Origin of the sequence: Chelatococcus sp. HY11, from assembly GCF_018398335.1 — a bacterium.
In the GTDB taxonomy this organism is placed as follows: Bacteria; Pseudomonadota; Alphaproteobacteria; order Rhizobiales; family Beijerinckiaceae; genus Chelatococcus.
This window is the reverse complement of the sequence record NZ_JAHBRX010000003.1, coordinates 59443-86290: the sequence shown is the minus strand read 5'-3', so window position 1 is coordinate 86290 and position 26848 is coordinate 59443. Positions and strand designations below refer to the sequence as shown.

The following is a 26848-nucleotide window of genomic DNA, read 5'->3' as shown; positions in this document are numbered from 1 at the left end:
GGTGTTCGCAGACGAAGACCGTCAAAGTGTTCCGTCGAGCAACGAGGCGGCATCGGGCCCGGACGCCGAAAGCTACGCGAGACGCTTTGTCCTATTTATCTAGCATGGGATTGTCGAATGACTGACGGGAAAGCAGCCAATGTTCTCGAAGGCGCGATGGATTCGCTGTTCGAGCCGTTCGCCCTCGGCGATCTCCGGTTGCCAAACAGGATTGCGATGGCCCCGATGACTCGCGAATTTTGCCCAGGAGGGGTGCCGTCGCAAGACGTGGTTGACTATTATCGGCGGCGCGCCGAGGGGGGAACGGGACTTATACTGACGGAGGGTGCGGCCATCAATCGCGTCGGAATGCGCAACGAGTTCATTCCCCGATTTTACGGCAATGATGCCTTGGCGGGTTGGAAGAGCGTGGTTGACGCCGTTCATGCCGCAGGCGCTTCGATCATGCCGCAGCTCTGGCACGTCGGCATCCAGCAGACGGATACGGTGATCAATCCCAATACCATCAAAAGCAAAGCGGAAATGATTGGGCCATCCGGCCTTACAGGGCTTGGAGAAACGGTTGGCGCGCCTATGACCCAAAAGCAGATCGACGAGACGATTGCCGATTTCGGCGACGCGACGGCGGCTGCCGCAAGACTTGGCTTCGACGGGATAGAACTGCATGGAGCTCATGGTTACCTGCTCGATCAGTTCCTTTGGAACTTCACGAACCGTCGAAGCGACGCCTACGGCGGCGGAATTGCGGAGCGGACCCGATTCGCCACGGAGGTCGTCCGCGAGTGCCGCCGACGGGGCGGCCCCGGGTTTCCGATTGTCTTTCGCTATTCGCAATGGAAGATCTACGATTACGGGGCCCAGCTTGCCTCAGTCCGTTGGTGGACGCGGGCGTGGACCTTTTCGATTGTTCGACCCGTCGGTTCGATACGCCTGCCTTTCCCGGCAGCCCCGACAATCTTGCGAAATGGACAAAGAAGGTGACCGGCAAGCCGACCATGGCGGTCGGTTCGGTCACGCTCGACCTTGACTTCAAGGCCGACGTCACCGGGATCGCTGCGGGCGCTCTCAGTCTCAAGACGCTCGACGCCGTTCTAGACGGGATCGCCAGAGGCGACTTCGACATCATCGCCGTGGGCCGGTCGTTGATTTCGAACCCCGATTGGACCCTTCGCATTCGTCATGGCAACGCAGAAGAATTGCTCTCGTTCAGCAGGGAACACCTCCTGAGTCTTCACTGAACAAAATCGAGCGGGAACACTTGTCCGCATCCGAATTGTCGGCTTCGTACAAACTTTGATTTCATTCTCGGTTACGCCAAACACCATTCGGCAGTGCCGACATGAGGTCGGAACAAGTACTGCTCCCACATGACAACGCCCCTCGCGCCTGCATTGCGTCAACAGTCAGCTACCGCTTACGCGTCTGGAATCGAGCAGCACTTGTTCGAGACGGTTCATGAGTGCATCTATTGCCGACGCGTCTGACCCCAGAAGCCCTAGCAATTCCTCCTCCAGCGCCCGCATACGGGGTACCAATTTCTTGTAATTCTGGCGTCCGGACAGTGTCAGGGTAAGTATTTCCTCACGCCGGTTCAGTTGATTTTTTTCACGTTTCAGCCAGCGCCTGCGCTCGAGTTTAGCGATGGACCGACTCACCTTGGTCTTATGCATGTCCGAATGTTTGACGATTTCCTTGGCGGAAATCGATTGAAACTGGGCAATGGTAGCCAAAACACGCCATTCGGGGATCGAGAGCTCGAACTGCTTGCCATAGACTTCCTTAAACCGCCGCGAGACCGCCATGGCAATTTTGCTCAAGCGATAGGGGAGGAAAACCTCGAGACGAAGCTCTGACACGGCGATCGGACATTTCCCGCAACTGTTGCGAATAGGACTAACCTGCATCCCACAAATCTTCAAGGGAGTCTGTCGTCATCCAAAATCGGCCGGTCGCTGTGGGCGTTACCACTCCGACATTCTTCCTGCCCGAGCTTGATAGTTACATCTGTAACTGTGACTATGCGACTTCAGCACTGCCGCATAGGGGAGGGAGGGGGTCAGATGAACAAGCCGACAACACACGACGAGATGGCAATCACTCGCACGGGACAGATATCCACGGCGCCAGGATATATGTCGGGCTTCGGCAACTCATTCGAGACCGAGTCACTGCCGGGTGCCTTGCCGGTCGGCCGCAACTCGCCGCAGCGGCTGAGCTACGGCCTTTATGCTGAGCAGTTGTCGGGCTCTCCTTTCACTGCGCCGCAAGCTACGAATCAACGGTCGTGGTTGTACCGCATTCGGCCAAGCGTCAAGCATTCCGGTCGATTCCAGAAGATCGACAAGGGGCTCATACGCTCGGCGCCAGCCGCTCGCGACGAGAGCAATCTCCCGATCGCACAAATGCGCTGGGATCCGATCCCCATCTCGGATGAGGCACTGACCTTTGTGACGGGGCTGCGCACCATTACGACCGCTGGCGACACAGACGCCCAGACAGGCATGGCCGCCCACGTGGCAATCGTCACGCGCTCGATGGTAAACGAGTATATGTTTAATGCCGACGGCGAGTTGCTTGTTGTTGCTCAACAGGGTGGCTTGCGCTTCCGGACCGAATTTGGCGGCATCGAGATTCATCCGAGCGAAGTCGCCGTCATCCCGCGGGGTGTGGTGTTCAGAGTTGAGTTGATCGATGGCCCCGCCCGAGCCTATGTCTGCGAGAACTACGGTGGCGCTTTCACCCTACCGGATCGTGGACCTATCGGGGCGAACTGCCTCGCCAACCCGCGCGACTTTCTGACCCCCGTCGCAGCCTATGAGGACGTCGAACAGCCATCGACACTCTACGCGAAATGGGGTGGTGAACTTTATTCCGCGACCATCGGCCAGTCGCCGCTGGATGTCGTGGCCTGGCACGGCAACTACGCACCGTACAAATATGATCTGCGGCGCTTCTCGCCAGTAAACGCCGTACTGTTCGATCATCCCGACCCATCGATCTTCACCGTGCTCACAGCGCCTTCGGAGACACCCGGAACCGCCAACGTCGATTTTGTCATTTTTTCCGATCGCTGGTCGGTGGCAGAGGACACTTTCAGGCCGCCTTGGTATCATCGCAACCTGATGGCGGAGTTCATGGGGCTCGTCCACGGCGTCTACGAGGCCCGCCCGAATGGGTTCAACCCGGGCGGCATTTCGTTGCACAACCAGATGCTGCCTCACGGGCCCGATGCCGGCGTTTTCAAGCATGCGAGCGCTGCTGAATTGAAGCCGACCAAGATGGAAGGAAGCCTCGCCTTCATGTTCGAAACCCGTTTCGCGCAGCGCGTCACGCGATATGCGACGGAGGGCGGTCAGCTTCAGGACAACTACGCTGATTGCTGGAACGGACTGAAAAAGCATTTCGATCCGTCCCGCCCAGATTCAGGAAACTGGTAAGAGACCGTTTGAGAATGGGTTGATGTGACGGCTGGGTCATGATTCAAGCTTGGGATGTGGACCCGAGCGAGCCGTAGCCGGATGGCTGGATTTGAGAAGCGATCGAAGCGCTACCCGACCGATCTGACGGACGAAGAATGGCTGTTCGTTGAGCCGTTTCTACCACCGGTGGCCAAGCGTGGACGCAAGCCGGCGACGGACCTGCGTGATGTGCTTGATGCGCTTCGCTATCTGGCGCGCACAGGTGGTGGATGGCGGATGTTGCCGAACGACTTTCCGCCCTGGCAGACGGTGTATTGGTGGTTCCGCCGCTTCGTGCGCCGGCTACTGTTCCGTACGATCCACGACGTCACACTGATGCTCGACCGCGAGCGCGAAGGGCGTGAACAGAGCCCGACGGCCGCCGTCGTTGACAGCCAGTCCATCAAGGCACCAGCTGCGGAAAAGCGGGGCTTTGATGCCGGTAAGAAGGTGGTCGGTCGTAAACGGCACATTGCCGTCGATACCGATGGTAGGTTGCTCATGGTCAATCTGACCACTGCCGACATCTCCGACAGCGCCGGTGCTCAAACGATCGTCGCGGCCGTCCGCAAGCGATGGCCATGGCTCAAGCATCTGTTTGCCGACGGTGCCTACGACCGCACCCGCCTTATGGACGCCGCGGCATATCAGGACTTCGTCCTCGAGATCATCCGTCGCTCCGACAAGGAGCCGGGCTTCAAGGTGCTGCCCAGACGCTGGGTCGTCGAGCGCACCTTCGGATGGATGACGCGCTGGAAACGGCTCGTTCGCGATTATGAGAAGCGGATCGACGTTTCAGAGGCGATGATCCACCTCGCTCTCGGCAGCCTCATGCTCCGAAGAAGTGTCCATCCATGACCATTCTCAAACGGACTCTAAGATGAAGCTCGCCTCTCTTAAACATGGCCGCGACGGCCGCTTGATGACTGTCTCGCGAGACCTGACGCGAATGGCCGATGCCACCTCCGTAGCCCCGACACTTCAAGCGGCAATTGATGATTGGGCCACAACAGAGCCTCGACTGCGCGAACTGTCAAGGCAGCTCGAAATAGGCTCTTTAGCTTCCGTGCCGTTCGATCAAGCGTACGTCGCCTCGCCGTTCCCCCGAGCCTATCAATGGCTGGATGGGTCGGCCTATGTAAACCATGTCGCACTCGTCCGTCAGGCGCGTGGAGCCGTCGTTCCGGAAAGCTTCTGGACCGATCCGCTGATGTACCAGGGCGGCTCCGATATCTTCCTTGCGCCCCGCGACCCGATTGAAATGGACGATGAGGGGTGGGGCATCGACTACGAGGCCGAGATCGCTGTCGTAGTTGACGATGTTCCGATGGCACCAACCCGCGAGGAAGCTGCTGCCGCAATCAAGCTCGTAGTGCTCGTCAATGACATCTCCCTGCGCATCGTGCTGATGTCAGAGATCAAGAAGGAGCTCGGCTTCGTGCATGCCAAGCCCTCCTCCGCGCTGTCGCCTGTCGCAGTGACACCGGATGAGCTCGGTTCAGCTTGGGATGGCGGGTTGCTTCATCTCCCGATGCTGTCCTTCGTTAATGGCCAGCTGATGGGGAAGCCCAATGCGGGTATCGACATGACGTTTGATTTCCCGACTCTCATCATGCACGCAGCCAAGACTCGTCGCCTGTCGGCGGGCACGTTGATCGGCTCAGGAACTATCTCGAACCGGGATGCTGACGGCGGCTGCGGAAAGCCGGTAACAGAAGGCGGCCTTGGCTATTCATGCATCGCTGAGACGCGGTCCGTCGAGACTATCCTCCACGGCGCTCCTGCCACACCGTTCCTACGCTTCGACGACATCGTGGCGATTGAGATGAAAGATTGGGCTGGCCAATCAATCTTTGGCCGGATCGAACAGCGGGTTGTGCGGCGCGTAGGTGGCGGTCTGTCAGACGTGAGTGTGGTAACCGCCACGGCACAGACTCCAAGTTGATTCTGTCCAGATGGACTCACCTGAACCGATCGCTAGCGAATTCTTCGGCCACCTCCAACCTAGACCTAAGCTCCAGTACTTAAGCGCATAGCGCCCTTGCAGATATGACGAGGACCGCAGTGCCAAGCAAGTTGCGGCGCTACGACCTGAAGGGCCTCTCTTATGCAACGATAATCTCAATCCACTTGGTGCCACCAAGTGCGACGGCACCGAGCCTGCAAGCCTGCGGCGGGGTCGCTTTGTCGACAGGGAGAACAACAATGACTGAACGGCGCTTTGGCGTGGGCATCGTCGGATTGCAACCGGGAAGAAGTTGGGCAGCTCGCGCCCACATTCCGGCGCTTCGCGCGCTGTCCCGCGACTATGAAATCGTCGGGGTCGCCAACACCAGCCGCGCCAGCGCCGAAGCGGCGGCCGCGGCTTGCAATATTCCCCGTGCGTTCGCCGACGTCTCCGAGCTCGTTGCTTCTCCGGCCGTCGATATCGTCGCGGTGACCGTGAAGGTGCCGCATCATTTCGAGATTGTGAAGGCGGCGGTTGACGCCGGTAAGCATGTCTATTGCGAATGGCCGCTAGGCAACGGCCTCGCCGAGGCTCAGGAGCTGGCCGGTATCGCGCGCTCGAAAGGCGTGCTCGGCGTCGTCGGGACGCAGGCGCGCGTGGCCCCTGAGATCGCGTATCTGCGCCAGTTGATTGCAGATGGCTTCGTGGGCGAAGTCCTGTCAACGACTCTTATCGCCCGGGCAGGTGGCTGGGGAGCCTCAATCCCTCAGAAGAAAACCGGCGCCTATCTGCTGGATCGCGCCAACGGCGCCACCATGCTGACAATTCCTCTCGGCCACACTCTGGCAGCTCTCCGCGACGTCCTCGGGGATGTCGTCGCGCTATCCGCGATCCTGGCCAACCGGCGCACGTCAGCCCTAATTGTTGACACGGGGGAAACCTTACCGATGACCGCGCCCGACCAGGTATTGGTGAGCGGCGTGCTCGAAGGCGGTGCTCCGATCTCCATCCATTATCGTGGCGGGGCCGCACGCGGCCCGGGCCTCCTCTGGGAGATCAACGGCACTGAAGGCGATATTCAGGTGACGGGTGCGTCGGGTCATGCCCAGATGGTGAGGCTCGCCATCAAGGGGGGACGCGGAGCCGAGCAAGAAATGCGGCCGGTGGACGTCCCGAACTCATTTTATGCCGGATGGCCGGACGATGTCGTGCACCGGAATGTGGCGTGCACTTACGCCAGGATGGCTGCGGATTTGCGGGACGGGACACGCACAGCTCCGAGCTTTGACGACGCGGTCGCCTTGCACCGGCTAATCGCGGCTGTGGAGGCCGCAGCTGAGACGGGCAGTTCCGTCACGCCATAGGCGCTTCTCGTGCCGGGATTGCCGCGCGGCTACCGCGCCCCAAAAGCCCGACACGGCGCAGGCGCCAGAAAAGCACGATGTCGGCGGTCAAATCAGCAGCCTGATCTTGTCCGCCCCGAAGGATTGCCGATTGACACTTCGGCTATTCTGCACGATGCGCGCCGGCACGAGTCCTATGGGCGTCGCAGGTTCCTGAAGAATTCACGCAACTCGAACGCCAAGTCGTCCGGTTGCTCCATAGCAGCGAAATGGCCGCCGCGGGACATACTGCTCCAACGTCGGATATCGCTGAAGGCGTGATCGGCCCATCGTCGCGGCGGATGGAGAGGCTCTCCCGGAAAGGCGGAATACCCGGTCGGAACACCGATCTTTTCGCCCTTCGGAATTTGCCAGGGCTCGTGCATCTGCGTGTAATAGGGCCAGAAGGACGAACCGATCGCTCCCGTAAACCAGTAAAGACTGATATTGGCGAGCAGTTCATCGAGGGTGAAGGCCGATTCCAGATCGCCGCCGCAATCCGACCAGGCCCGGAATTTCTCGATGATCCAAGCCGCAAGACCCGCGGGCGAATCCGTCAGCCCGAACGCGAGTGTCTGCGGTCGCGTGCTCTGGATGCGCAGGTATCCTGATTCCTCCCTCCGCCATGCGGCGAGCTTCTCAAGAAACGCGCGTTCCTCGCTGGAGGGTGCGGAGACCGAATCGGGCTGTCGCAGCAGCATCAGATTGAGATGAATTCCGATCAACCGCTCGGGATAGGCGTACGCGAGCCGAGATGTGATTAGAGAGCCCCAGTCGCCGCCTTGCGCCGCAAAGCGTTCGTAGCCCAGGACCTCGCTCATGAGTCCGGCAAAGCAATCCGCCATTGCCTCAATGCCAAAACGCTTCTGGCCGGGCTCGAAGGAGAGACCATAGCCCGGCAGCGATGGAACCACGACTGTGAAGGCGTCCATCGGATCGTTGCCATAGCGGGCCGGATCTGTAAGCCGGGGAATAAGTTCGAGAAATTCGAAGACCGATCCGGGCCAGCCGTGCGAGAGCAGCAGCGGGTAGGGATTGGGCCCACGGCCCGGGACATGCAGGAAATGGAGATCGATACCATGCCATGCTACCTTGTACTGCGGCAGCGCGTTCAGGCGCGACTCTTGCGCCCGCCAGTCGAACGTATCGCGCCAGTATGCGACGAGTCTTCGCATCCAGACTGGGTCCGTGCCGTATTGCCAGGATTCAATGGCCGGTGCATCAGGAAACCGCGTCCTGGTCAACCGCTCCCGCAGATCGGCGATCGCCTCGTCTGGCACGGTGAGGGAAAACGGAGTTGGCTGCGGCGTCAAGGGACCCTTCCTTCGCACTCGGTTATTGACAGGTTGCTGGCGATCAGGCTGCAGCACTGGGGCATTTGTACCCCTGTCCTCGGAGGCTTACCATGTGGTTTGCGATGATGTATCCAAATGTCAGCGCTGGTCCGAGAGTAACGCCGCCCGTGGCATAAGTTCCCGCGAATATCGAATTCATATCATTGCCACACACGTAAAGCCCTTCGATTGGCTTATCCTTACCGTCCAGGACCTGAGCATTTGTGTTAGCGCGCAACCCTAAGGCAGTTCCAATATCGCCCGTATGGAGTTGCAAAGCGTAAAAAGGCCCTTTTTCGACGGGCGCTATGCAGGGATTTGGCTTGTGGTCCCGATCGCCTACGTAACAATTATACTTCGAGTTTCCTCTGCCGAATTCCGTGTCCTGACCGTGGCGCGCATCTCGATTGAACCGCTCGATAGTTTCGGCCAAAATTTTACCATCAATACCAAGCTGGGCAGCAAGATCTACAATTGACTTCCCCTTAACTAGCGCTCGTGGACAAAGGGTATCCATAGTTTGACTGCGGCGATGGCGACAAAGCCGAGGTAGGATTCCTTGGTCTTGTCGTATCGGGTGGCGACGCGTCGCCAATTCTTCAGCCTGTTGAAGAGCCGCTCGATCTGGTTTCGCCATTTGTATTTGGCTTTGTCGTGCGGGATCGGGTCGCGCCGATTGCTCTTTGCGGGGATGACGGCTTCGATGTCGGCCTCAGCGATCTCCTCGCGAATGGCGTCTGCATCGTAGCCCTTGTCGGCCAGGAAAGCCTCGATCCGGTCGGAAATCATCCGAAACAAAGGCGCAAAGCCTTGGGTGTCGTGGGTTTGCCCGGGCGTCAGGAGGAAACCGAGCGGACGGCCTTTGGCATCGCATCGGGCATGGAGCTTGGTGGTGAAGCCGCCGCGCGATCGGCCAAGCGCCTCGGCCTCCTGAGTCCCCTTTTTATGCCGACCGCACAATGATGTGCCCGGACAACCGTGCTGTCGATCATGTCGGCGCTTCGATCGCGCTCGACCAGTTCGGCCAGGGTTTCGAGCATTGCCTCGAATACGCCGGTCTCGACCCAGCGTCGGTAACGGCGGAAGACGCTGTTCCACTTGCCGTATTCGTCAGGCAGATGCCGCCATTGCGCTCCCGTGCGCGCCATCCACATCATGCCTTCGAAATAGCTGCGATTGTCCTGAGCAGGCCGGCAGCCGCGACCACGTTCAGCCGGAAGAAGCGGACCGATCAGACCCCATTCCTCGTCCGTCACGCCAATCCGTTCGCCCAAGGCTACCTCCAAATGGAAGCCTTGAATCAAAACCAGATTCCTCAGTCAACCTTTGTCCACGAACGCTAGTTCCGCCTCCAGTGCGGCCAAACCCTCCGTGACCCAGTGATGATACCAGGCTGCCTTTTTCTCCTCGGTCGCGCCGATCACGTCGACAAGTCGCTTAAGTGCGCGCAGGTTGTTCAACGGATGGATGTCGCAGGCGATAAGTTGGGCTAGGCTGCGGACATAGGCACGATCCACAGCGTGCCTCGGAAGGAGGGGTGGCTCGGGATAGGTTTCTTCGATGTACTCGCAAATCGCGAGAGACTGGGTTAGGACGGTACTATCGCCCAGCTCCAAAGCCGGGACGAGCCCAAGAGGATTGACTGCGCGATATGCGGGCTGGAGATGCTCACCTCCGCTCCGCAGCATATGGACTAGGTGTAGTCTGTAGTCGATGTCCTTAAGATTCAGAGCAATGCGGACGCGGTAGGCCGCGGATGAGCGAAAATAGCTGTAGAGCTTCATCTCGAATTCTCCCAAAGTGCGCTGAAGAGCTCACATTGCATTGAGGACGATTGCTTACCAATGCCACCTCCGGGGTGACCAAACATCACGTCTTCAACCTTGCTGCAGATCTAAGAGACCGTTTGAGAATGGGTTGATGTGACGGCTGGGTCATGATTCAAGCTTGGGATGTGGACCCGAGCGAGCCGTAGCCGGATGGCTGGATTTGAGAAGCGATCGAAGCGCTACCCGACCGATCTGACGGACGAAGAATGGCTGTTCGTTGAGCCGTTTCTACCACCGGTGGCCAAGCGTGGACGCAAGCCGGCGACGGACCTGCGTGATGTGCTTGATGCGCTTCGCTATCTGGCGCGCACAGGTGGTGGATGGCGGATGTTGCCGAACGACTTTCCGCCCTGGCAGACGGTGTATTGGTGGTTCCGCCGCTTCGTGCGCCGGCTACTGTTCCGTACGATCCACGACGTCACACTGATGCTCGACCGCGAGCGCGAAGGGCGTGAACAGAGCCCGACGGCCGCCGTCGTTGACAGCCAGTCCATCAAGGCACCAGCTGCGGAAAAGCGGGGCTTTGATGCCGGTAAGAAGGTGGTCGGTCGTAAACGGCACATTGCCGTCGATACCGATGGTAGGTTGCTCATGGTCAATCTGACCACTGCCGACATCTCCGACAGCGCCGGTGCTCAAACGATCGTCGCGGCCGTCCGCAAGCGATGGCCATGGCTCAAGCATCTGTTTGCCGACGGTGCCTACGACCGCACCCGCCTTATGGACGCCGCGGCATATCAGGACTTCGTCCTCGAGATCATCCGTCGCTCCGACAAGGAGCCGGGCTTCAAGGTGCTGCCCAGACGCTGGGTCGTCGAGCGCACCTTCGGATGGATGACGCGCTGGAAACGGCTCGTTCGCGATTATGAGAAGCGGATCGACGTTTCAGAGGCGATGATCCACCTCGCTCTCGGCAGCCTCATGCTCCGAAGAAGTGTCCATCCATGACCATTCTCAAACGGACTCTGAGTGGAAACTGGGGCAACGACATCGTATTGCTTCTGAAGGCTGCGGGCGAATCAGGCCTGAAGGTTCGCTTTGGTAACCAGTCCCTCGATACCCCGGGCACACTGGCCGCGGCAGGACCAGCCGTTGAGGGCGCGTACTTTGCCAAGCTCTACAATACGGAAGCGCCGGCTGGACATGCTTTCAACGAGGACTTCAAGAAGCAGTTTGGCGTTCTGCCGGCTTCGGAGCAACCCACCACGGTCTTCGCATTCATGCTGCTTGGCGACGCCCTCAAGAAAGTCGATTTCAAGGGTGGTCCTATTGATGCGACCAAGATCGCCTTGGCGATCGAGGGCGCGAGCTACGACACTCCCGGTGGAAAGTGGTCAATCCGTAAACAAGACCATCAGGTCCAGATGCCCGTTTACATCTCGGAAGTCTCCCGGGACGCAAAGGATAAGCATGACGGCACGCCATTCGGCTTCAAACTCCTGAAAATCGTCTCGCCTGAAGAGGCGGCTGTGCCGCCCTCGCCGAAATGCGTGATGAAACGTCCGAGCTGAACTGAACGAAAGCATGATCGTGAGGGCAGGCTGGCGTACAACCCGGTGGCCTGCCCTTCGCCCATCCGGAACAGTCGCGGCCTGACGCGGCTTACTCAAACACGGCAAGACAACAGGCGATGCGCAATGGAATGGTTCGTCGTATCTCTCATCAACGGCGCGGTTTACGGTTTGCTGCTCTTCATGGTCTCCGCCGGTTTGACGCTTGTCTTCGGCATGATGGGCGTCCTGAATTTCGCACATGCGTCCTTCTATATGATCGGTGCGTATGCGGCTTTCGTCGTCTCCTCGCTTTTTGGTTTTTGGTGGGGCCTGCTGTTCGGTCCGATCTTCGTCGCGCTCATCGGTCTGGGGGTCGAGCGCTGGCTTCTGCGGCCGGTTCACAAATACGGCCACGCCAGCGAATTGCTGATTACCTTCGGTTTGGCGTTCGTGTTTGAAGAGTTCGTTAAGGTTCTCTTTGGTCATTTCATTGTAAATTATAAAGTCCCCGACGTCCTGCGCTTTCCGGCTTTCCAATTATTTGGCAGCGACTACCCCTTCTACCGGCTCTTCGTGGCGTTGGTGGCGCTAGTTCTCCTCGGAACACTATTTGTGGTGTTGCGCTTCACCCGTATCGGCATTGTCGTGCGAGCTGCCGTCCAGCGTCCCGAAATGACGGGGGCCCTCGGCCACAATGTCAGCGCGGTGTTTATGGTGACTTTCGGCATTGGCGCGTGGATGGCGGGCGTCGCCGGTGCCGTCGGCGGCGCATTGCTCACGGTTAATCCGAATATGGCGATAGAAATGTCGATCCTGACCTTCGTGGTCGTGATCGTCGGTGGACTGGGCTCTCTCGCGGGAGCCTTCATTGCTTCTCTTCTAATTGGCCTTCTCACAACATTTTCAATCGGAATCAGTGTTTCTCTCACAGACATTGGACGAATGATCGGCCTCGGCGAGTCATTGTCCATCCTGGGTTCGGTTGCGCGAATGAATCTATCCACATACGCAAGTGCGGTTCCCGTACTTGTAATGCTACTCGTTCTGCTCACGCGTCCGTCGGGACTGATGGGAGATCGTCGATGACAGTCGTGTCGTTTTCCGGAAGCCTTGATGCCTCCGTCGGCACAGCAAAGAAGTCCATTGGTCGCTCGAGGCAGATAGTCGTCTTCGTGGCTCTTCTGATCGTGCTTGCGAGTGCCCCCTTCTATCTAAACGACGCCTGGATGAGTGTTATTGGAAAGGCCTATATCGCAGCGCTATTCGCGCTATCCTTCAATCTCCTCTTCGGCCAAGCGGGGATGTTATCGTTCGGCCACGCTGCCTATTTTGGTCTTGGCGCATTCATGGCCATCCATGCGATGAAGGCAGTTGACGCCGGTCTCATCTATATCCCGACACCCTTCATCCCGCTGACTGGCGCTGCGATCGGGCTGGTGACCGGCGGTCTAGCCGGTCTGTTTGCCTGTCGGCGCAGTGGCGTCTATTTCGCTATGGTCACGCTTGCCATGTCGGAACTCATCTACGTTCTTGCGCCTAATCTCCAGGAGTTTTTTGGAGGAGAATCCGGCGTGACAGCGTACAGATCGGCGTTTCTCACTTTCAATTTCGGCCGGGAGAGCCACGTCTATTCGCTCATCTTAGGCTGGTTCGCAATATGCGTCGTTTTCCTCCGCTTGTTCACGACGACACTGATGGGAAGGCTCGCCATCGCGCTACGCGAAAATGAGAACCGCCTCCCTGCGTTGGGTTACAATGTTTACTGGTCAAAAGTTCTCCTTTTCGCCATTTCAGGGATGTTCGCCGGGGTTGCCGGAGCGCTTCTCTCGATGGCGACCGAGAGCGCCAACTACGCAATTTTTTCAGTCAACCACTCGGCTGCTGTTGTGCTGCAGACCTTCATCGGCGGTGCATCGGTGTTCCTCGGGCCTGTCGTGGGTGCCTTCGTTCTAACGGTGTTCGGCTACGTTGTGTCTGATCTCACCAGGTCGTGGCTACTGTACCAAGGCCTTATCTTCATTGCTCTGATGCTGTTTGCCCCGAAAGGCTTTGCGGTGCTCCTGATGGACGCGGCGAAGGACTTCAGAGAGCGTGGTGTGGGAACGATTCGGGATATTGGTATCGTGCTCGCAGGGGTCATCTTGGTTGGGTTGGGAGTTCTGCTTCTGGTCGAAGTGCTGAGCACGGTCATGACGCATGATTACATGACAAAGGCCGGGCAGACGGGGACATGGGTTCCTGTGCCTGCACTGGGCTTCGCGTGGAATCCTGCAGAAGTGATCACGTGGTTCCTGCCGATTCTTTCACTCGTATTGGGCGTGTGTGTCCTGCGCTGGAACGCGCGCAGAAGGCAGAGCGCGGCTAATGCAAACGGTTCTGGAAGCGAAAATTCTCGTTAAGAATTTCGGTGAGAACCGAATCATTCGCGGGCTTAATATCGCAATTGCAAAGGGCGAGCGCCATGCAGTGATAGGCCCGAATGGAGCCGGGAAGTCCACGCTGTTCAATCTGCTGACCGGCTATCTCAAACCGACAAGCGGTGAGATCCTGCTCCGCGGGAAGAACATTGCTGGGCTGCCTCCCCATCTCGTCAACCGCGCCGGTCTCGCGAGATCGTTCCAAATTACAGCGATCTTCCCGGCCCTGAGCGTCTTCGAGAATATTCGCATCGCGGTCATGGCTCGGCACAACGCGCGTTACGGCCTCTTTCGCCGCGTAGCGGCGGCAAAGGCGATCAATGACAACGCCTGGGAGTTGGTCGAACGTGTGAGACTCATGCCGATCGCGGAGAAACTCGCGGGGGATATCACCTATTCCGAGCAACGTGCGCTCGAAATCGGCATGGCGCTCGGCCCTGATGGGGACGTGATCCTGCTCGACGAGCCGACCGCGGGGATGTCGCGCGATGAGGCGGCTTACATGGTCGAACTGATGCGAGACGTGACGACTGGGAAAACCCTCATCGTCATCGAACACGATATGAGCGTTGTGTTTTCGATTGCAGATCGCATCTCGGTTCTCGTCTATGGTGAGGTTGTCGCGACCGACACGCCCGAGGCGATCCGGTCGAACGCCAAGGTCCAGGAAGCGTATCTCGGAGAGGAAAATCATGAACCTGCTTGAGGTCGAGGCGCTGCACGCCCACTATGGAAAGAGCCATATCCTTACGGGTGTGTCGCTCAAAGTTGCAGAGCGTGAGACCGTGGCCGTGCTCGGTCGTAACGGCTCAGGGCGCTCGACAATGCTCAAGACCCTCGTGGGTCTTGTTAACCCAACCGGGGGATCGATACGTCTCGAGGGCGAGGACATTGCTGGGCAGCCGAGCTATCGGATTGTGCGACGTGGGTTGGCCTATGTACCGGAGGAAAGGCTGGTCTTCGACAACCTTACCGTTGAGGAAAATCTCCTGATTGGGGTGCAGAAGGGTCCGCCTGGCGCACCGTCCTGGAGTGCTGACGACATGTACGCCTATTTCCCGCGTCTGCTGGAACGGCGAACGACACGAGCGGGGAGGTTATCTGGCGGCGAGCAGCAGATGCTAACGCTGTGCCGTTCGTTGCTCTGTCATCCAAAGATCATCCTCATTGATGAGCCAACGGAGGGGCTTGCGCCCAAGATTGTAGAGAACCTCGTCAATGTGATGCGCGATATCGTCAGGCGCGGCGTTTCCGTCGTTATCGTCGAACAGAAGATGACCATCGCACTGCGCATCGCTGATCGATGCCTGGTGATGGGGCACGGCCGTATCGTATTCGAAGGCACGCCAGACGAGCTGAGGACGAATGCGGATGTGCGCTCGTCCTGGCTCGAAGCAGCGTGAGAGGACTCACGCCGTGAGGAGGCCGCCGTCAACTGGCAGGATGACACCGGTGACGTAGCTTGCGAGCGGGGAAGCAAGGAAAAGAACTGGCCCCGCGATTTCGTCCGGCTCGCCAAACCGACGCATGGGGATGCGCGAAAGGAATTTTTTGCGCCTCTCGGGGTCGTTCCGCGTCCGCTCGCTGAGAACAGAGACCACCGATCCCGGGGCAATCGCATTGACGCGTACGCCATCCTGGGCGAGTTCGTGAGCAAGGCTCTTCGTCATCGTGGCAAGTGCCGCTTTCGACGTCGTGTAGGCGAGGGAGGTCCCCAACAAAACGTAACTTGAGATCGACGCAACGTTGATGACGTTGCCGCGTGTTTGCCGCAACTGCGGCAGGAAGGCGCGGATCATATTCAAGCTACCATCAAGGTTGACCGCCAGAGAGCGCCGCCATCCCTCATCGAAGCCCTCATCGTCAATGCCGTGTCGTTCAATGATGCCGGCATTGTTGATGAGGATATCGAGTTTTCGACCCGAACCGAGGAGCCGTTCGGCGAGCGACATGCATGCGGCTTTGTCGGCAATATCAAGGCCGGATGAGAGGACGCCCCCAATCTCGGCTGCAACCGATTCTGCGTTGACGCCATCGATGTCCACCACGATGATCTCAGCCCCGTGGGCGGCAAGGCATCTAGCGATTGCTGCGCCGATGCCCCGTCCGCCGCCGGTCACGAGCGCCGTCTTTCCGCCAAAATCGAGATCGCCCATACTGTTCTCCATCGCAAAAACTATCACCACATCGTTTCAGATTGCGAATGCGGGTTAGGCCTATCTTGCGATAGGTCTCAATCTGTCTTTCCAGCAGGATGATGCACGCTCCGGTTTTATGACGGAGCGTGGGGGAGTCTGAGATGAATGACGATCGGATCGTTGATCTCTACTTTGAATATGTGAATAACGAGAACTGGGATGGACTAGGCGATCTTCTAGCCGAGAACTGCGATCACCGAGCAGTTGGAGCGAAGCCGCGTCTTGGGCGCGCTGCCGCCCTGGAGTATTTCCGCGGCATGTTCGATCCCTGGCGCGAGCATCATGACCAGCCAGGCCGTCGCATGCGGGGCGAGGGTTGTCTTGCCATTGAGATTAATTTCACAGGAACGACCAATGCGAATCAGCGGGTCACATTTGAGGCGCTCGACGTTTTTGACATCAGGGAGGGCCGGATCGCTCGACTGGTCACATGGTACGACATCGCCCATGTCCGACGGCTGCTCTCCGACTCGGGCGAGGTAAAGGCATGACGCATAAGGATGTTTTGAGCTACAGCGAGATGGTGCGTGCTGCCGCGGCCGAACGTCCCGATTTTACGGCAATCCAGATTGGCGACGAGCGCCGAACCTATGCCGAGCTCTGCAACGGGGCTTCCGACCGCGCGCGGGAACTGGCCGCCCTCGGCCTAAAATCGGGTGATAGGCTTGGTTTACTCTTGCCGAATTCAATCGAATTCGTCGAAACCATGATAGCCGCTGCGATGCTGGGCGTCGTTACCGTCCCGATCAATACCCGGTTCAAATCGTTTGAGACGTCCCATGTCGTCCGCGATTCTCAGATGACCGCGATCATTACGACCGACGCTGTTGCCGAGCACGCAGACTTTCCGGCGCTTTTGCTGGCCGCTCTGCCCGGCCTCGACAAGGAGACGGACCCCCTCAATCTCCAGATCGAAGGGTTTCCCTTCCTCAGGGCGGTCCTGTTACTCGGCGCCGCAAGAAAGCCGTTTACCGACCGATCGGCATTACGGGAGCGCGCGCAGGCCGCACGGTTCCCGGAAACAGGCCCTAGTGCCGAGGCGCCGTTTCTCTTAATGTACACATCAGGGACTACAGCCAACCCCAAGGCCTGCATAATCTCGAGCCGTGCGTTCGTTGGAACCGCGATGGCGCTAGCCGGACGCTACAAAATAACGCGCGACGACGTATGGTGGTGTCCTCTGCCCATGTTCCACTGCGGCGGTATCCTGTTTATGACCACCATGTTTTCGGTGGCAGGATTCTATGTCGGAATGTCGCACTTCCAAGTAGACGCGACGTTCGACACCATTGAGGCGGTGAAGCCGACTATTTTCTATCCGCTCTTTCCGCCGATCACGCTGGCCATCATGGACCATCCGCGTTTTGCCCGGACATCGTTTGACAGCGTGCGCTACGTGTTCAGCGTCGCACCTGAAGATGTACAGCTCAAGGTTCAGTCCGCATTCCCTCAGGCCACCTTGTGCAGCGCATTCGGAATGACCGAGGCATGTGGTGCGGTTACGTTCAGCCTTCCCGACGATAGTTTTGAAGACCGCACGAGAACCTGCGGAACCGCCCTTCCGGGATGGGACTTCCGGGTCGTCGATTCCGAGACACGCCGTCCAGTGTCTACCGAGGAACGCGGCGAAATCGAAATCCGGGGCGTCGGCCTCTTCGACGGCTATTTCAACGATCCGGAAATGACGGCAAAAAGTTTTACGGAGGACGGCTTCTTCCGCACCGGCGATATTGGATCGCTGGACATGAATGGCCGCCTGCGGTTCCATGGGCGATTTAAGGACCAATTGAAGGTCGGTGGCGAGAATGTTTCGGCACTCGAGGTCGAGTCGTTCCTATGCTCTCATCCCGCTGTGAAGGTCGCACAAGTGATCGGCACGCCAGATGAAAGGATGGGCGAGGTCCCCGTTGCGTTCATTGAGCTGATGAGCGGTCACAAGCTCACCGCGAAGGAATTGCTCGCTTACTGCGAAGGCAAGATCGCCCGTTACAAGATTCCGCGTCATGTGCGCTTCGTAACGGAGTGGCCCATGTCAGCGACCAAAGTCATGAAGCACAAGCTTCGTGAACGGTTTCTGGAAGAACAGGCTTTCGGCACGGGGGTACCATGATGTCGCGGATCACGGATGCCGATGAGGCTTACGGACACCAGTTGGTTGCGCCGGCGATTGTCACTGCGCATCAGCAACCTGGCTGGGCCGAACGCTGCTGGCATCTCGTCAATTTCGGAGATGGTTGGGTGCTCGGAGCGGGTCGGGCGGTCAATCCCCATGCCGGTCATCAGACGGCAAAAGCGGGGCTGAACACCGGTCGCCTGCAATATGCCCAGCGGACCCGCGAGGAGTTTCGACAGGGAGATAGCCCTGATACGCCCTCAGTGGGCAGCATACGAATCGAGGTGGTGGAACCGCTCCGGCGCGTGCGTCTCATTCTCGACGACGCATCGTGCCCGTTCTCGTTCGACCTCACATACGTCGCACGCTTTCCAGCTATCGAGGGTCCGCGGAACCGGATCGAGCGGCATGGAGAGGTTGTCACCGATTACATGCATTTCTTCCAATCCGGAATCTATTCGGGCGTTGTCGTCGCCGACGGCGAAGAACGCCGCTACGAACATGTAATGGGCTTTCGGGATCGTGGCTGGGGCCTGCGCAAGCATGAGGGAGCCGCACAGCGCGGCATGCATGTGTTCTGCGGCTGCGAACTGGCGGACGAGTCGATTTACATGCTGCTTTATGAGAACGCCCACGGTGAGCGCATGCTGACGAGTGGTTGGACGATGAACAAAGACGGCATCAGCGACCGAGCAGTCAATATCTCTCACGACATCAAATTCGACGACCTGTTAGCGCACGAGGGTAGATTCGCCGTCACTTTCGAATCAGGCCGTCAAAGCCGCATCGGGTTCCGGGTCGATGGGCGCCTTTTCATGGAAAGCGTCGGTTACACATCGGTCCTGGGCCGCAGTGATCCAGGGACCAACCGTCTCGATATGTCTGATCCTGGCGTACTGACGGCCTGGCAAGGGCTTTTCGACAATGGCGCAACGTTCGAGTGTGATGGCCGCGTGGGCAACGGCTATGTCGAAACAGGATTGGGAGCGCATGCGCGCTATCGTCCGGAGGGTGCCCGTTGACAGACACGCCCACAGCCTGGCCCACGATGGACCTCGAGCGCGTTGCCCTCACAACAGAGGGACTAGCGGAACGACTGACCGAGCCGGAATTGCGGGCACAGGTCTTCAGCCTTGCCGCGGTTATCCGCCACATAGGGCGAGAGCAGATCGCCGCTAAGGAACGATTGCAAAGACGGACCGCGCTTGCAGAGGCGCTCGCCGCCGGCGAGGAGGCCGGGATCATCTCAGCGGCGCGATCCCTTGCAACGCTAGACCGTGAAGCCGTCTTGCCTGTCGACTGGGGGAAAGTCACCGGTGGCTGATCCACGTAAGGACATTGCCGAGCGGCTCGGGGCCTGGTTCGCCGCACACGGCGCCTTGCATGATGTTATAATCGAGGCACGCACCACCGTCGGTCTCTCGCAGATAACGTGGCTCGGAACCCTTCGTGATGGCGCTGAGCTGCGGCCCATCGTCCTCCGCTTACCCACGGCGGCTTCCGGCGGGCGTTCCATCCTTGCGCAGCGATTGGCTTTGCAGGTGGTTGCCGGTCATCACCTCCCCGTGCCGGAACTGCTGTGGCATGACGACGGGCACGACAACCTCTTTGGATGCCCATTTATTGTCATGGCACGAGCGCCCGGGTCCGTTCCGGTGGGCTGGGAGGCGCTTGACACTGACGTCCGACATTGTTTGGCGGAACAAGCGATTGACGCCTTGGCTGGCCTCCACGCCATTGATGTCGACCAGACGCCGCTCGCGCACTCGGAACCGTCCTCGCTGATGGATTACCGCGGCCTTGAACGATTGGCGAGGCGGCTATCTCCCCTCCCACCCGTGATGGACGCCGCACTTTGGTGGCTTGCTCGGCACCAACCGAAGATGCAGCCGCGTCGCGCCATCGTCCATGGTGATTATCGCATGGGGAATATGGTCGTCGATGAGGGCCGCATTACGGGCATTCTCGATTGGGAAATGGCTGCCCCCGGAGATCCGCTCGCCGACCTCGTCTGGTGCTTTATCCCGGTTTGGGAACCTCCCGGGGTAGACGAGGCACCATTGCTGAAACGCTATGCCGAGCGCACTGGAATCGACATCGATTCAGATGCACTCCATTGGCATCGCGTGCTCGCTTTTCTGCGCCTCTCCTACTACGCGCTTTCCGCGACACGCGCTTTCGACAGTGGGAAAGTGCCGGACCTGCGCCTTGCCGCGTTGCGGCTTCATCTACCGATTAGGCTAGACCGCCTGGCAGCGGCGATGGCCGGCGAACCTTTGTGTTGAAGGGGGGTGAGAAAGCGCTAAGGATCATCCGATCACAAAGTCGCAAAATGCGCGGCGGACGCAGGTGACGGATGGGGCCGCGCCGGGCAACGAGCAGACAATCGTGTTCTTTGCGGCAAGCAGGCGAGCGACAACAGGAGTTCTTAATGGCCAGAGGTCTTCGCGATAAATCGGCAATCGTAACGGGCAGTTCTTCCGGCATCGGTAAGGCGATCGCATCACTCTTTCTTGATCAGGGCGCCCGCGTTCTCGGAGTCGACCGAGCAGATGCTCCTTTGGAGCTTACAGGTCGGACAGGCTTTACGGCATTGGCGCTCGACCTTGCCGAGTCTGGAGCTGCAGAGGAAGCTGTCTCGCATGCTGCGGCGACTGACCTCGATATCTTGATCAACAACGCGGGCATTGGCGATGCCCGTCCGATCAGCGAGACCTCAGATGACGATCTCCAACGATACCTGCGAGTCAACGTTGTGGCGCCTTTCGCCCTCTGCCGCGCCGCGATCGCGCGAATGAAGGGGCGCGGTGGCGCAATCGTCAATGTTTCGTCCGTGTTCGGGCTTCGAGGGGCGGCGGGCTCTTCGGCCTACTCCGTGTCGAAAGCGGGACTCTCCGGTATGACATTGCAGCTAGCTGCGGAGCACGGGCGAGATGGGATTCGGGTTAACGCCGTGGCGCCGGGTCTGATAGCGACGCCCTTAACGGAAGAGAGGCTCAACGAGAATGCTTGGTTCCGCCGGATGATGATCGAGGGCTGCCCCCTCGGCCGGCCGGGGCGGGCCGAGGAAATCGCCGAGGTCTGCGCTTTCCTGGCTTCGGACGCGGCCAGTTTCGTCAGCGGGGTGATCATGCCCGTAGACGGCGGCTGGTCTTCCGCTAAATTTCTGCCAAAGCCGGGTTAGCAGAATGCCTTATGCCATCATTTTCTTTGACCGCGAGAACAGTGAAAACCTCCGGCTGGAACTCCGCAGCGCGCATATCGACTATATTCGGGCGCATGCCCCCGATGTGCTTGCCAGCGGTGGCCTGCTGACGGATGACGGAAACACCGGTCATGGCGGCGTCATCATTATCGATACTGACGACCGCAGGGTCGCTGAGGACTTTGTCGCAAAGGATCCGTTTTTCACGGGAGGCATCTATGGGCAGTATTGGATCAGTCGTTGGCGCAAGGCATTCTTTGCCGGCCAGAGTTTCCTGTGAGCGAAATGTTTGACAAGCCGGCTTCCGACCTGCTGCGGCTCGACGGACGGAATGCCGTCATTACGGGCGGGGCCCGGGGCATTGGACGAGCGATCGCTGCACGCCTAGCGGAAGCCGGCGCGGCCGTTGCAATCGGCGACCTCGATGGTGCCGCGGCAGAAGTCGTTGCGAGCGCGTTGGCTGCGAGCTTCGGTGTCAGGACCTATGGTGGTGCACTTGACGTCAGCGACCCTGCCGCTATCCGAGTGTTCGCAGAATGCGCAGAGAAAGCAACCGGACCCTTGACCGTGTGGGTCAACAATGCGGGAATTTATCCCGTTTCACAATTCCTCGATATGGACGTGTCCGAATGGGACAAAGTCATCGCGGTCAATCTTCGAGGAACTTTCCTCGGTGCGCAGGAGGCGGCGCGTCGTATGATCGCTTTCCAAAACGCGGGGCGCGTCATCCTGAATATTTCGTCTGTCTCCGGGTATCGTGGCCGGGCCGGGCTGGCACATTACACGGCCAGCAAACATGGCGTGGTTGGTCTGACCAAGAGCCTTGCAATCGAACTCGGGCCGCGCGGCATCCGTGTTCTCTCGATCGCACCGACGCTCGTTCCGACACCGGGAATCAAGGCGCGCCACGCCGGAGACGCTCAGGGGCAGGCGGCGCAGCTTGAAGCAACGCTCGCCAGACAGTTGCCGCTGGGGCGTGTTGCTGATGAGGACGACATCGCGCAGGCCGCTCTCTTCTGCGTCAGTGATATGGCTTCACTTGTGACCGGGACAACGCTCTTCGTCGACGCGGGCGCAACCGCCCACTGATTCCGGCTCGACGCTGCGGCGAAACCTGTGCCGCGTTAGACGCGGGATCCGGCATCGAAGCGGATCACCGAAGCGGATCATGAAGCGGTTCTCCATGATGTGCAAGGCGAGATCGCAAATTCCTCGGCATAGCCGAGGCGCTTCGGGAACACAGTTTTGTCGACAAGCCTCTGCGGCGTCACGACACGAAAGTGATGAATCTGTCCGACTTTTGAGAACGCATTAAGAACTCACGCCGGTTTGACGGTGGGTGCGGCTGATTTTTCGGCTTTGAGCGCTTCATAGAGCGCGGTCTTTCCGATCTTTACGCGGGCGGCGGCTTCGCGGACATTGAGACCGGCAGCCAGATGCTGACGAGCCTTTGCGAGCTTCTCCGGTGTTACAACCGCCTGGCGGCCTCCGCGTCGACCCCGATCCTCTGCTGCCTGCAGTCCGGCGCGGGTTCTTTCCCGGATGAGATCGCGTTCGAACTGGGCCAGCGCTCCGAACAGATGGAAGACCAGGCGACCGCCAGATGTCGTGGTGTCGATGTTCTCGGTGATAGAGCGGAAGCCGATACCCTTGGATTCCAACTCGGTGACGATCTCGATCAGGTGCTTCATCGATCGACCGAGGCGATCGAGCTTCCAGACCGTAAGCGTGTCGCCGTCCCGAGCATAGCGCACGGCTTCGGTCAGCCCCGGCCGATCGGTTTTCACACCCGATGCCTTGTCTTCGAACAGCTTCTCGCAACCCGTCTTGCGCAGCGCATCGAGTTGAAGCGCCGTATCCTGGTCGCCGGTGGATACCCTTGCGTAGCCGATCGAGGTCATGAGGTGTGGCTTGTCCGCTTTCTCGTTGAACTCGGACAATGTCCGATTTGCCGTTGCATGACAAGGTTTACGGACCAAATCTGTGGAAGCCGCAAAACGACCGTTTGCCGAACAGGCATTTTCCATTTCGGTGCAGCGTCCGCGCTGAGAGGTGAGTGAATGGCTCGAAGAGTATTGCTGAGCGAAACATGGTGGTGCCAGGTAACCACGATCCCGGATGAGGATAGGGAGATCGCCAAGCACTACACGCTGGACCAGTCGGATCTCGATCTGGTCATGCGACAGAACAAGGCGTCGAATCGGCTGGGCCTGGCCTGCGTTCTGGCGATGCTGCGATTTCCAGGCCGACCACTCGCGGATGGTGAGATCCTGCCTTCCGGCGTCTTGCGGTTCCTGGCGCGGCAGATCGGTGCCGATCATCGCGAGATCGACCGATATTTCGAACGTCCGCAGACACGCCGCGAGCACCTCGCCCTGCTGTTCGAGAAAATGAAGATGCGCCCATTTGCGCCTTCGGACGTGAGGGCACTGACCGGCTGGCTGACGCCCGCGGCGCAAACCCTGCGCCGGGCCGATGTTTTGGCGGATATGGTTGTGGAGGAATTGCGACGCCGGCGAATTCTCCTGCCGGCGCGCGGAGCACTCGAAGCCATCATCCACGTTGCAATCCGGCGCGGCATCCGCATCGCTCACCGGGCCTTGGCTGGCGGGCTCTTGGAAGGCCAGAAGCGTGACCTCGACAAACTTCTCGACCCGCGTGAGGGGACGAATGTGACCATCCTCGCGTGGGCCAGAACACCGGCATTGTCGCCTACCGCCATCAATCTCGACAGGATAGCCGAACGCGTTCAGTTTCTTCGGTCCCTGAACCTGCCAATGGAACTGATGGAGCGCATTCCGGCCAAGGTTTTTGATGAACTCGCCGCGGAAGGGATGCGGATGAGCGCACAGCATTTACGCGACCTCAACCCCGAACGCCGGCACACCGTGCTGGCTGCAACGGTCCTGCATCTTTCCCGCCATCTGACCGATTGCGCAATCGACGTGTTCAAGAAGCTAATCGGCGCCATGACGCGGCGAGCCGACAATCAGGCGACCGCCCGCATCACCCGTTCGGTCCGGGAGGTTCAGAAGCCGCTGAAGGACGTTTCGAAAGTTTGCCATGCGATCATAGAGGCCAGGCAGAAGGGCGAGGATATCGGCAGGTCGCTCGAAACGGTCATTCAATGGCCGATCTTCGCGACCAGTGTCCAGGCGGTCGACACGCTGATTGCCCCCGACAGCATCGACGGGAAAATCGAAATGCTCCAGCGCTATCCGACAATCCGGAAAATGGCGCCGGAATTCCTGTCGACGTTCGTGTTTCGTGGCCACGCCGTGGCGGCGAATCTCCTGCGCGCGCTATCCATGGTCGCCAATCTGTACCGCAAAGGGAAAAGAGCGATACCCGACAGAGCACCCATATTCTTTGCACCGAAAGGCTGGATGCCGCTCATCCTGCAGGATGGCAAGATCGATCGCAGGGCCTATGAACTCTGCCTGTTCAGCGAATTGAAACGCCGCCTCGATGCCGGCGATGTCTGGGTGGAGGGCGCGAAGCGCTTCCAGTCCTTCGAGAGCTTCCTCATTCCCGCGCCGACATTCGAGTTGATGCGGGAGGAAGGTCCGCTTCCGGTCGCAGTCGATACCGATGTGGAAACCTATCTGAAGCAACAGCGCCAGACCTTGAACGACGGGTTGAGCGAGCTTTCCCGTCTAGCAGAAGCCGGTGAGCTCGACGATGTCGAACTGGCCGGCACGGGTTTCAGCGTCACGCCACACAAGGCCATGTTCCCGGACATCGCGAAGTCGCTGAAACCGAAGGTGGAAAACCGGCTGCCTGCCGTCCGCATCACCGACCTGCTGCTTGAGGTGGACGCCCGCACGGGATTTTCGAATGCGTTCACCCATCTGCGCACCGGGCGCACGGCCGACAACAAGCTTGCCCTGCTTACCGCCGTTCTGGCGGACGGCATCAATCTCGGACTCACCAGAATGGCGGATGTTTCCCCCGGGCTGACGATGCGCCAGCTCGCCTGGGTGCACGACTGGCATATCCGGGAGGAGGGTTACACCGGCGCGCATGCCATCCTTGTCAATGCCCAGAGGCAATTGCCTCTCGCGAAATTGTGGGGCGACGGAACCACCTCATCCTCGGACGGGCAGTATTTTCCGGCGGGAGGGCACGCCGAGGCGATCGGCGACCTCAACGCCCGCTATGGCCCTAACCCCGGCGCGAAGTTCTATCGCTTCACCTCCGACCAGTATGGGGCGTTCCACATCATCGCTATGAACGCCAATGCGAGCGAGGCCATATACGTCCTCGACGGTCTGCTCTATCACGGCAGCGATCTCGCTATCGAAACCCACTATGTCGACACCGGCGGGGTCAGCGACATGAGTTTCGCTCTTTGCCATCTTGTCGGTTTCCAGCTCGTGCCCCGGTTGCGCGGCCTTAAGGATCGCCGGCTCTATCTCTTCCCGGGCGACGCGCCTCCCCAAAACCTCGCCCCGCTCTTCGGCGAACCCATCAACATCGAGCGGATCAGGGCAAACTGGAATGACATCCTGCGTCTCGTCACGACGATCCGTTCCGGCCAGGTGCGGCCTTCGACCTTGCTGGCGAAACTGTCCGCATTCCCGCGCCAAAACGGACTGGCGCTCGCGTTGCGCGACATTGGACGCATCAATCGATCCATCTTCCTGCCGCAATGGTGGCAGAACCCTGAAATGCGCAGGAACGCCACCGCAGGCCTCAACAAGAGCGAGGCCCAGAACACTCTGGCCCGGGCGCTGTTCTTCAATCGTCTCGGAGAGCTGCGGGACAGAACCTTCGAGAGCCAGTTCTACAGGGCGTCCGGGCTGAACCTGCTCATCAACGCGATCGTTTACTGGAACACGCTCTATCTCGAACCAACGTTTGCCGAACTCAATCGCGAAGGCATTGCAACGCCGGCCGACGTGATCAAGCACATCACGCCGCTCGGATGGCAGCATATCAGCCTCACCGGCGACTACAACTGGACCCCGACTGACAGTCTCGACCTAAGGCCGCTTCGGCGAGAGACGTCGATGCTGGCCGCTTGATCACTATATGTTCTCGAATGTCGGACAGATTCACCACTTTCGTGTCGTGACGCCTCTGCGCCCATTCGGATGGGAGCCCGGCGAACATATCCGTGTCCATGAATCCAGGGGCAATTGCATTGAGCCGGATGCCGAAGCGGCCCAGGTCACGCGCCGCGGTGAGAGTGAGCGACACGACGTCGATCCCGCATGGGACTGGCGTGCCAGTCATCCGGAGGAGTGCCGACGAAAGGTGAGATCGAGGCGAGAATTTGATCGCCAGCGAGCAACAGATCACTGTTCGTCGCATACAGCAGGGTTGGTCGGGGCGAGTGGCCCGCGCCTGCGAGAATGGTCCAGTCCCGCCCAGACGATTTCTTCTGCGATCTCTATGGGTGTTCCAAAAGCGGGCGGCGTTCCAGCCGGAAAATGCAGCATGCGTGGTAGCTCATTGGACGGACGCTG

The 26848-nt window shown here is 59.3% G+C and carries 28 protein-coding genes and 1 pseudogene; 21 read left to right on the top strand and 8 right to left on the bottom strand.

Annotated elements, in window-relative coordinates; translation table 11 throughout:
• The first annotated feature begins 156 nt into the window (after positions 1 to 156).
• The gene (locus KIO74_RS30035) at positions 157 to 981 is read left to right on the top strand and encodes an oxidoreductase (RefSeq protein ID WP_349629248.1); all 825 of its coding nucleotides are present in this window, start codon (positions 157 to 159) and stop codon (positions 979 to 981) included.
• A complete protein-coding gene (locus tag KIO74_RS32585; protein ID WP_349629247.1) occupies positions 978 to 1238 on the top strand; it encodes a beta/alpha barrel domain-containing protein in 261 nt (86 codons plus the stop codon). Before KIO74_RS30035 ends, KIO74_RS32585 begins: the two co-directional genes overlap by 4 nt.
• Positions 1239 to 1403: 165 nt before the next feature.
• On the opposite strand, the gene KIO74_RS30030 is transcribed toward KIO74_RS32585, so the two are convergent.
• Positions 1404 to 1904, bottom strand: a complete 501-nt coding sequence (locus KIO74_RS30030) for a MarR family winged helix-turn-helix transcriptional regulator (RefSeq protein ID WP_249731660.1) — start codon at positions 1902 to 1904, stop codon at positions 1404 to 1406.
• A 156-nt stretch (positions 1905 to 2060) separates the two neighbouring features.
• Between KIO74_RS30030 and hmgA the strand changes: the two genes are divergently transcribed.
• The 4 genes from hmgA to KIO74_RS30010 all read left to right on the top strand — a co-directional run bounded on the left by hmgA (position 2061) and on the right by KIO74_RS30010 (position 6770).
• A complete protein-coding gene (hmgA, locus tag KIO74_RS30025; RefSeq protein WP_213339486.1) occupies positions 2061 to 3437 on the top strand; it encodes a homogentisate 1,2-dioxygenase in 1377 nt (458 codons plus the stop codon).
• A gap of 54 nt (positions 3438 to 3491) precedes the next feature.
• Positions 3492 to 4316, top strand: coding sequence for an IS5 family transposase (locus KIO74_RS30020; RefSeq protein WP_213331959.1), 825 nt, complete (start codon positions 3492 to 3494; stop codon positions 4314 to 4316).
• Between the two features lie 22 nt (positions 4317 to 4338).
• Complete coding sequence (locus KIO74_RS30015; RefSeq protein WP_213339485.1) at positions 4339 to 5403, top strand: fumarylacetoacetate hydrolase family protein; 1065 nt, start codon at positions 4339 to 4341, stop codon at positions 5401 to 5403.
• A gap of 260 nt (positions 5404 to 5663) precedes the next feature.
• Entirely contained in the window at positions 5664 to 6770 is a 1107-nt protein-coding gene (locus tag KIO74_RS30010) for a Gfo/Idh/MocA family protein (RefSeq protein ID WP_213339484.1), read from the top strand.
• A 173-nt stretch (positions 6771 to 6943) separates the two neighbouring features.
• Here the strand turns inward: KIO74_RS30010 and KIO74_RS30005 are convergent, their stop codons facing one another.
• The 4 genes and pseudogenes from KIO74_RS30005 to maiA form a co-directional block, all read right to left on the bottom strand.
• Positions 6944 to 8101 carry an epoxide hydrolase family protein gene (locus KIO74_RS30005; protein ID WP_213339483.1) on the bottom strand — a complete coding sequence of 386 codons (1158 nt, stop codon included), beginning with the start codon at positions 8099 to 8101 and terminating at the stop codon, positions 6944 to 6946.
• Positions 8102 to 8144: 43 nt separating this feature from the next.
• Complete coding sequence (locus KIO74_RS30000) at positions 8145 to 8639, bottom strand: FAD-binding protein (protein ID WP_213339482.1); 495 nt, start codon at positions 8637 to 8639, stop codon at positions 8145 to 8147.
• Positions 8612 to 9378 (bottom strand): annotated as a pseudogene (locus KIO74_RS29995) (IS5 family transposase). The gene KIO74_RS30000 and the pseudogene KIO74_RS29995 overlap by 28 nt, the downstream one beginning before the upstream one ends.
• A gap of 63 nt (positions 9379 to 9441) precedes the next feature.
• Entirely contained in the window at positions 9442 to 9906 is a 465-nt protein-coding gene (maiA, locus tag KIO74_RS29990) for a maleylacetoacetate isomerase (protein ID WP_213339481.1), read from the bottom strand.
• Between the two features lie 168 nt (positions 9907 to 10074).
• Here maiA and KIO74_RS29985 point away from each other — a divergent pair, with 168 nt between their 5' ends.
• From KIO74_RS29985 to KIO74_RS29960, 6 genes are all read left to right on the top strand, one after another.
• On the top strand, positions 10075 to 10899 hold the full coding sequence (locus KIO74_RS29985) for an IS5 family transposase (protein WP_213331959.1): 825 nt from the start codon (positions 10075 to 10077) through the stop codon (positions 10897 to 10899).
• A complete protein-coding gene (locus tag KIO74_RS29980) occupies positions 10896 to 11462 on the top strand; it encodes an ABC transporter substrate-binding protein (RefSeq protein ID WP_213339479.1) in 567 nt (188 codons plus the stop codon). Before KIO74_RS29985 ends, KIO74_RS29980 begins: the two co-directional genes overlap by 4 nt.
• 126 nt (positions 11463 to 11588) lie before the next feature.
• Positions 11589 to 12530, top strand: a complete 942-nt coding sequence (locus tag KIO74_RS29975; protein WP_213339478.1) for a branched-chain amino acid ABC transporter permease — start codon at positions 11589 to 11591, stop codon at positions 12528 to 12530.
• The gene (locus tag KIO74_RS29970; RefSeq protein WP_213339477.1) at positions 12527 to 13843 is read left to right on the top strand and encodes an ABC transporter permease subunit; all 1317 of its coding nucleotides are present in this window, start codon (positions 12527 to 12529) and stop codon (positions 13841 to 13843) included. The genes KIO74_RS29975 and KIO74_RS29970 overlap by 4 nt, the downstream gene beginning before the upstream one ends.
• Positions 13809 to 14567, top strand: coding sequence for an ABC transporter ATP-binding protein (locus KIO74_RS29965; RefSeq protein ID WP_213339476.1), 759 nt, complete (start codon positions 13809 to 13811; stop codon positions 14565 to 14567). The genes KIO74_RS29970 and KIO74_RS29965 overlap by 35 nt, the downstream gene beginning before the upstream one ends.
• The gene (locus KIO74_RS29960; protein WP_213339475.1) at positions 14554 to 15264 is read left to right on the top strand and encodes an ABC transporter ATP-binding protein; all 711 of its coding nucleotides are present in this window, start codon (positions 14554 to 14556) and stop codon (positions 15262 to 15264) included. The genes KIO74_RS29965 and KIO74_RS29960 overlap by 14 nt, the downstream gene beginning before the upstream one ends.
• A gap of 6 nt (positions 15265 to 15270) precedes the next feature.
• On the opposite strand, the gene KIO74_RS29955 is transcribed toward KIO74_RS29960, so the two are convergent.
• Positions 15271 to 16017 (bottom strand): SDR family NAD(P)-dependent oxidoreductase, encoded by a 747-nt coding sequence (locus tag KIO74_RS29955; RefSeq protein WP_213339474.1) that lies wholly within the window; start codon positions 16015 to 16017, stop codon positions 15271 to 15273.
• Between the two features lie 143 nt (positions 16018 to 16160).
• Between KIO74_RS29955 and KIO74_RS29950 the strand changes: the two genes are divergently transcribed.
• The 8 genes from KIO74_RS29950 (at position 16161) to KIO74_RS29915 (ending at position 22466) form a co-directional block, all read left to right on the top strand.
• Positions 16161 to 16550 carry a nuclear transport factor 2 family protein gene (locus KIO74_RS29950; RefSeq protein WP_213339473.1) on the top strand — a complete coding sequence of 130 codons (390 nt, stop codon included), beginning with the start codon at positions 16161 to 16163 and terminating at the stop codon, positions 16548 to 16550.
• The gene (locus tag KIO74_RS29945; protein ID WP_213339472.1) at positions 16547 to 18169 is read left to right on the top strand and encodes a class I adenylate-forming enzyme family protein; all 1623 of its coding nucleotides are present in this window, start codon (positions 16547 to 16549) and stop codon (positions 18167 to 18169) included. Before KIO74_RS29950 ends, KIO74_RS29945 begins: the two co-directional genes overlap by 4 nt.
• Entirely contained in the window at positions 18166 to 19194 is a 1029-nt protein-coding gene (locus KIO74_RS29940) for an Rv3169 family protein (RefSeq protein ID WP_213339471.1), read from the top strand. The genes KIO74_RS29945 and KIO74_RS29940 overlap by 4 nt, the downstream gene beginning before the upstream one ends.
• Positions 19191 to 19496 carry a hypothetical protein gene (locus KIO74_RS29935; protein WP_213339470.1) on the top strand — a complete coding sequence of 102 codons (306 nt, stop codon included), beginning with the start codon at positions 19191 to 19193 and terminating at the stop codon, positions 19494 to 19496. Before KIO74_RS29940 ends, KIO74_RS29935 begins: the two co-directional genes overlap by 4 nt.
• Positions 19489 to 20457, top strand: a complete 969-nt coding sequence (locus KIO74_RS29930; protein WP_213339469.1) for a phosphotransferase family protein — start codon at positions 19489 to 19491, stop codon at positions 20455 to 20457. The genes KIO74_RS29935 and KIO74_RS29930 overlap by 8 nt, the downstream gene beginning before the upstream one ends.
• A 71-nt stretch (positions 20458 to 20528) precedes the next feature.
• On the top strand, positions 20529 to 21356 hold the full coding sequence (locus KIO74_RS29925; RefSeq protein ID WP_349629246.1) for an SDR family NAD(P)-dependent oxidoreductase: 828 nt from the start codon (positions 20529 to 20531) through the stop codon (positions 21354 to 21356).
• Between the two features lie 4 nt (positions 21357 to 21360).
• Complete coding sequence (locus KIO74_RS29920) at positions 21361 to 21657, top strand: YciI family protein (RefSeq protein ID WP_213339468.1); 297 nt, start codon at positions 21361 to 21363, stop codon at positions 21655 to 21657.
• A gap of 5 nt (positions 21658 to 21662) precedes the next feature.
• A complete protein-coding gene (locus KIO74_RS29915; RefSeq protein ID WP_249731665.1) occupies positions 21663 to 22466 on the top strand; it encodes an SDR family NAD(P)-dependent oxidoreductase in 804 nt (267 codons plus the stop codon).
• A gap of 230 nt (positions 22467 to 22696) precedes the next feature.
• On the opposite strand, the gene KIO74_RS29910 is transcribed toward KIO74_RS29915, so the two are convergent.
• A complete protein-coding gene (locus tag KIO74_RS29910; protein WP_213339554.1) occupies positions 22697 to 23278 on the bottom strand; it encodes a recombinase family protein in 582 nt (193 codons plus the stop codon).
• Positions 23279 to 23437: 159 nt separating this feature from the next.
• Here KIO74_RS29910 and KIO74_RS29905 point away from each other — a divergent pair, with 159 nt between their 5' ends.
• Positions 23438 to 26404 (top strand): Tn3 family transposase, encoded by a 2967-nt coding sequence (locus KIO74_RS29905; protein WP_213339465.1) that lies wholly within the window; start codon positions 23438 to 23440, stop codon positions 26402 to 26404.
• Here the strand turns inward: KIO74_RS29905 and KIO74_RS32380 are convergent.
• Positions 26322 to 26615, bottom strand: coding sequence for an SDR family oxidoreductase (locus KIO74_RS32380; protein WP_283772227.1), 294 nt, complete (start codon positions 26613 to 26615; stop codon positions 26322 to 26324). The genes KIO74_RS29905 and KIO74_RS32380 overlap by 83 nt on opposite strands.
• Positions 26616 to 26848 lie beyond the last annotated feature (233 nt).

Excerpts from the sequence above, each read along its gene's own strand:
- hmgA (WP_213339486.1), top strand. The coding sequence starts at position 2,061 with ATGAACAAGCCGACAACACACGACGAGATGGCAATCACTCGCACGGGA.
- KIO74_RS29950 (WP_213339473.1), top strand. The coding sequence starts at position 16,161 with ATGAATGACGATCGGATCGTTGATCTCTACTTTGAATATGTGAATAAC.
- KIO74_RS29975 (WP_213339478.1), top strand. The coding sequence starts at position 11,589 with ATGGAATGGTTCGTCGTATCTCTCATCAACGGCGCGGTTTACGGTTTG.
- KIO74_RS29985 (WP_213331959.1), top strand. The coding sequence starts at position 10,075 with ATGTGGACCCGAGCGAGCCGTAGCCGGATGGCTGGATTTGAGAAGCGA.
- KIO74_RS32380 (WP_283772227.1), bottom strand. The coding sequence starts at position 26,615 with ATGACTGGCACGCCAGTCCCATGCGGGATCGACGTCGTGTCGCTCACT.
- KIO74_RS30035 (WP_349629248.1), top strand. The coding sequence starts at position 157 with ATGGATTCGCTGTTCGAGCCGTTCGCCCTCGGCGATCTCCGGTTGCCA.
- KIO74_RS29940 (WP_213339471.1), top strand. The coding sequence starts at position 18,166 with ATGATGTCGCGGATCACGGATGCCGATGAGGCTTACGGACACCAGTTG.
- KIO74_RS29910 (WP_213339554.1), bottom strand. The coding sequence starts at position 23,278 with ATGACCTCGATCGGCTACGCAAGGGTATCCACCGGCGACCAGGATACG.
- KIO74_RS30030 (WP_249731660.1), bottom strand. The coding sequence starts at position 1,904 with ATGCAGGTTAGTCCTATTCGCAACAGTTGCGGGAAATGTCCGATCGCC.
- KIO74_RS29970 (WP_213339477.1), top strand. The coding sequence starts at position 12,527 with ATGACAGTCGTGTCGTTTTCCGGAAGCCTTGATGCCTCCGTCGGCACA.
- KIO74_RS29915 (WP_249731665.1), top strand. The coding sequence starts at position 21,663 with ATGTTTGACAAGCCGGCTTCCGACCTGCTGCGGCTCGACGGACGGAAT.
- maiA (WP_213339481.1), bottom strand. The coding sequence starts at position 9,906 with ATGAAGCTCTACAGCTATTTTCGCTCATCCGCGGCCTACCGCGTCCGC.
- KIO74_RS30010 (WP_213339484.1), top strand. The coding sequence starts at position 5,664 with ATGACTGAACGGCGCTTTGGCGTGGGCATCGTCGGATTGCAACCGGGA.
- KIO74_RS29955 (WP_213339474.1), bottom strand. The coding sequence starts at position 16,017 with ATGGGCGATCTCGATTTTGGCGGAAAGACGGCGCTCGTGACCGGCGGC.
- KIO74_RS29945 (WP_213339472.1), top strand. The coding sequence starts at position 16,547 with ATGACGCATAAGGATGTTTTGAGCTACAGCGAGATGGTGCGTGCTGCC.
- KIO74_RS29965 (WP_213339476.1), top strand. The coding sequence starts at position 13,809 with ATGCAAACGGTTCTGGAAGCGAAAATTCTCGTTAAGAATTTCGGTGAG.
- KIO74_RS29925 (WP_349629246.1), top strand. The coding sequence starts at position 20,529 with ATGGGGCCGCGCCGGGCAACGAGCAGACAATCGTGTTCTTTGCGGCAA.
- KIO74_RS29905 (WP_213339465.1), top strand. The coding sequence starts at position 23,438 with ATGGCTCGAAGAGTATTGCTGAGCGAAACATGGTGGTGCCAGGTAACC.
- KIO74_RS30020 (WP_213331959.1), top strand. The coding sequence starts at position 3,492 with ATGTGGACCCGAGCGAGCCGTAGCCGGATGGCTGGATTTGAGAAGCGA.
- KIO74_RS29920 (WP_213339468.1), top strand. The coding sequence starts at position 21,361 with ATGCCTTATGCCATCATTTTCTTTGACCGCGAGAACAGTGAAAACCTC.
- KIO74_RS30000 (WP_213339482.1), bottom strand. The coding sequence starts at position 8,639 with ATGGATACCCTTTGTCCACGAGCGCTAGTTAAGGGGAAGTCAATTGTA.
- KIO74_RS29960 (WP_213339475.1), top strand. The coding sequence starts at position 14,554 with ATGAACCTGCTTGAGGTCGAGGCGCTGCACGCCCACTATGGAAAGAGC.
- KIO74_RS29980 (WP_213339479.1), top strand. The coding sequence starts at position 10,896 with ATGACCATTCTCAAACGGACTCTGAGTGGAAACTGGGGCAACGACATC.
- KIO74_RS30015 (WP_213339485.1), top strand. The coding sequence starts at position 4,339 with ATGAAGCTCGCCTCTCTTAAACATGGCCGCGACGGCCGCTTGATGACT.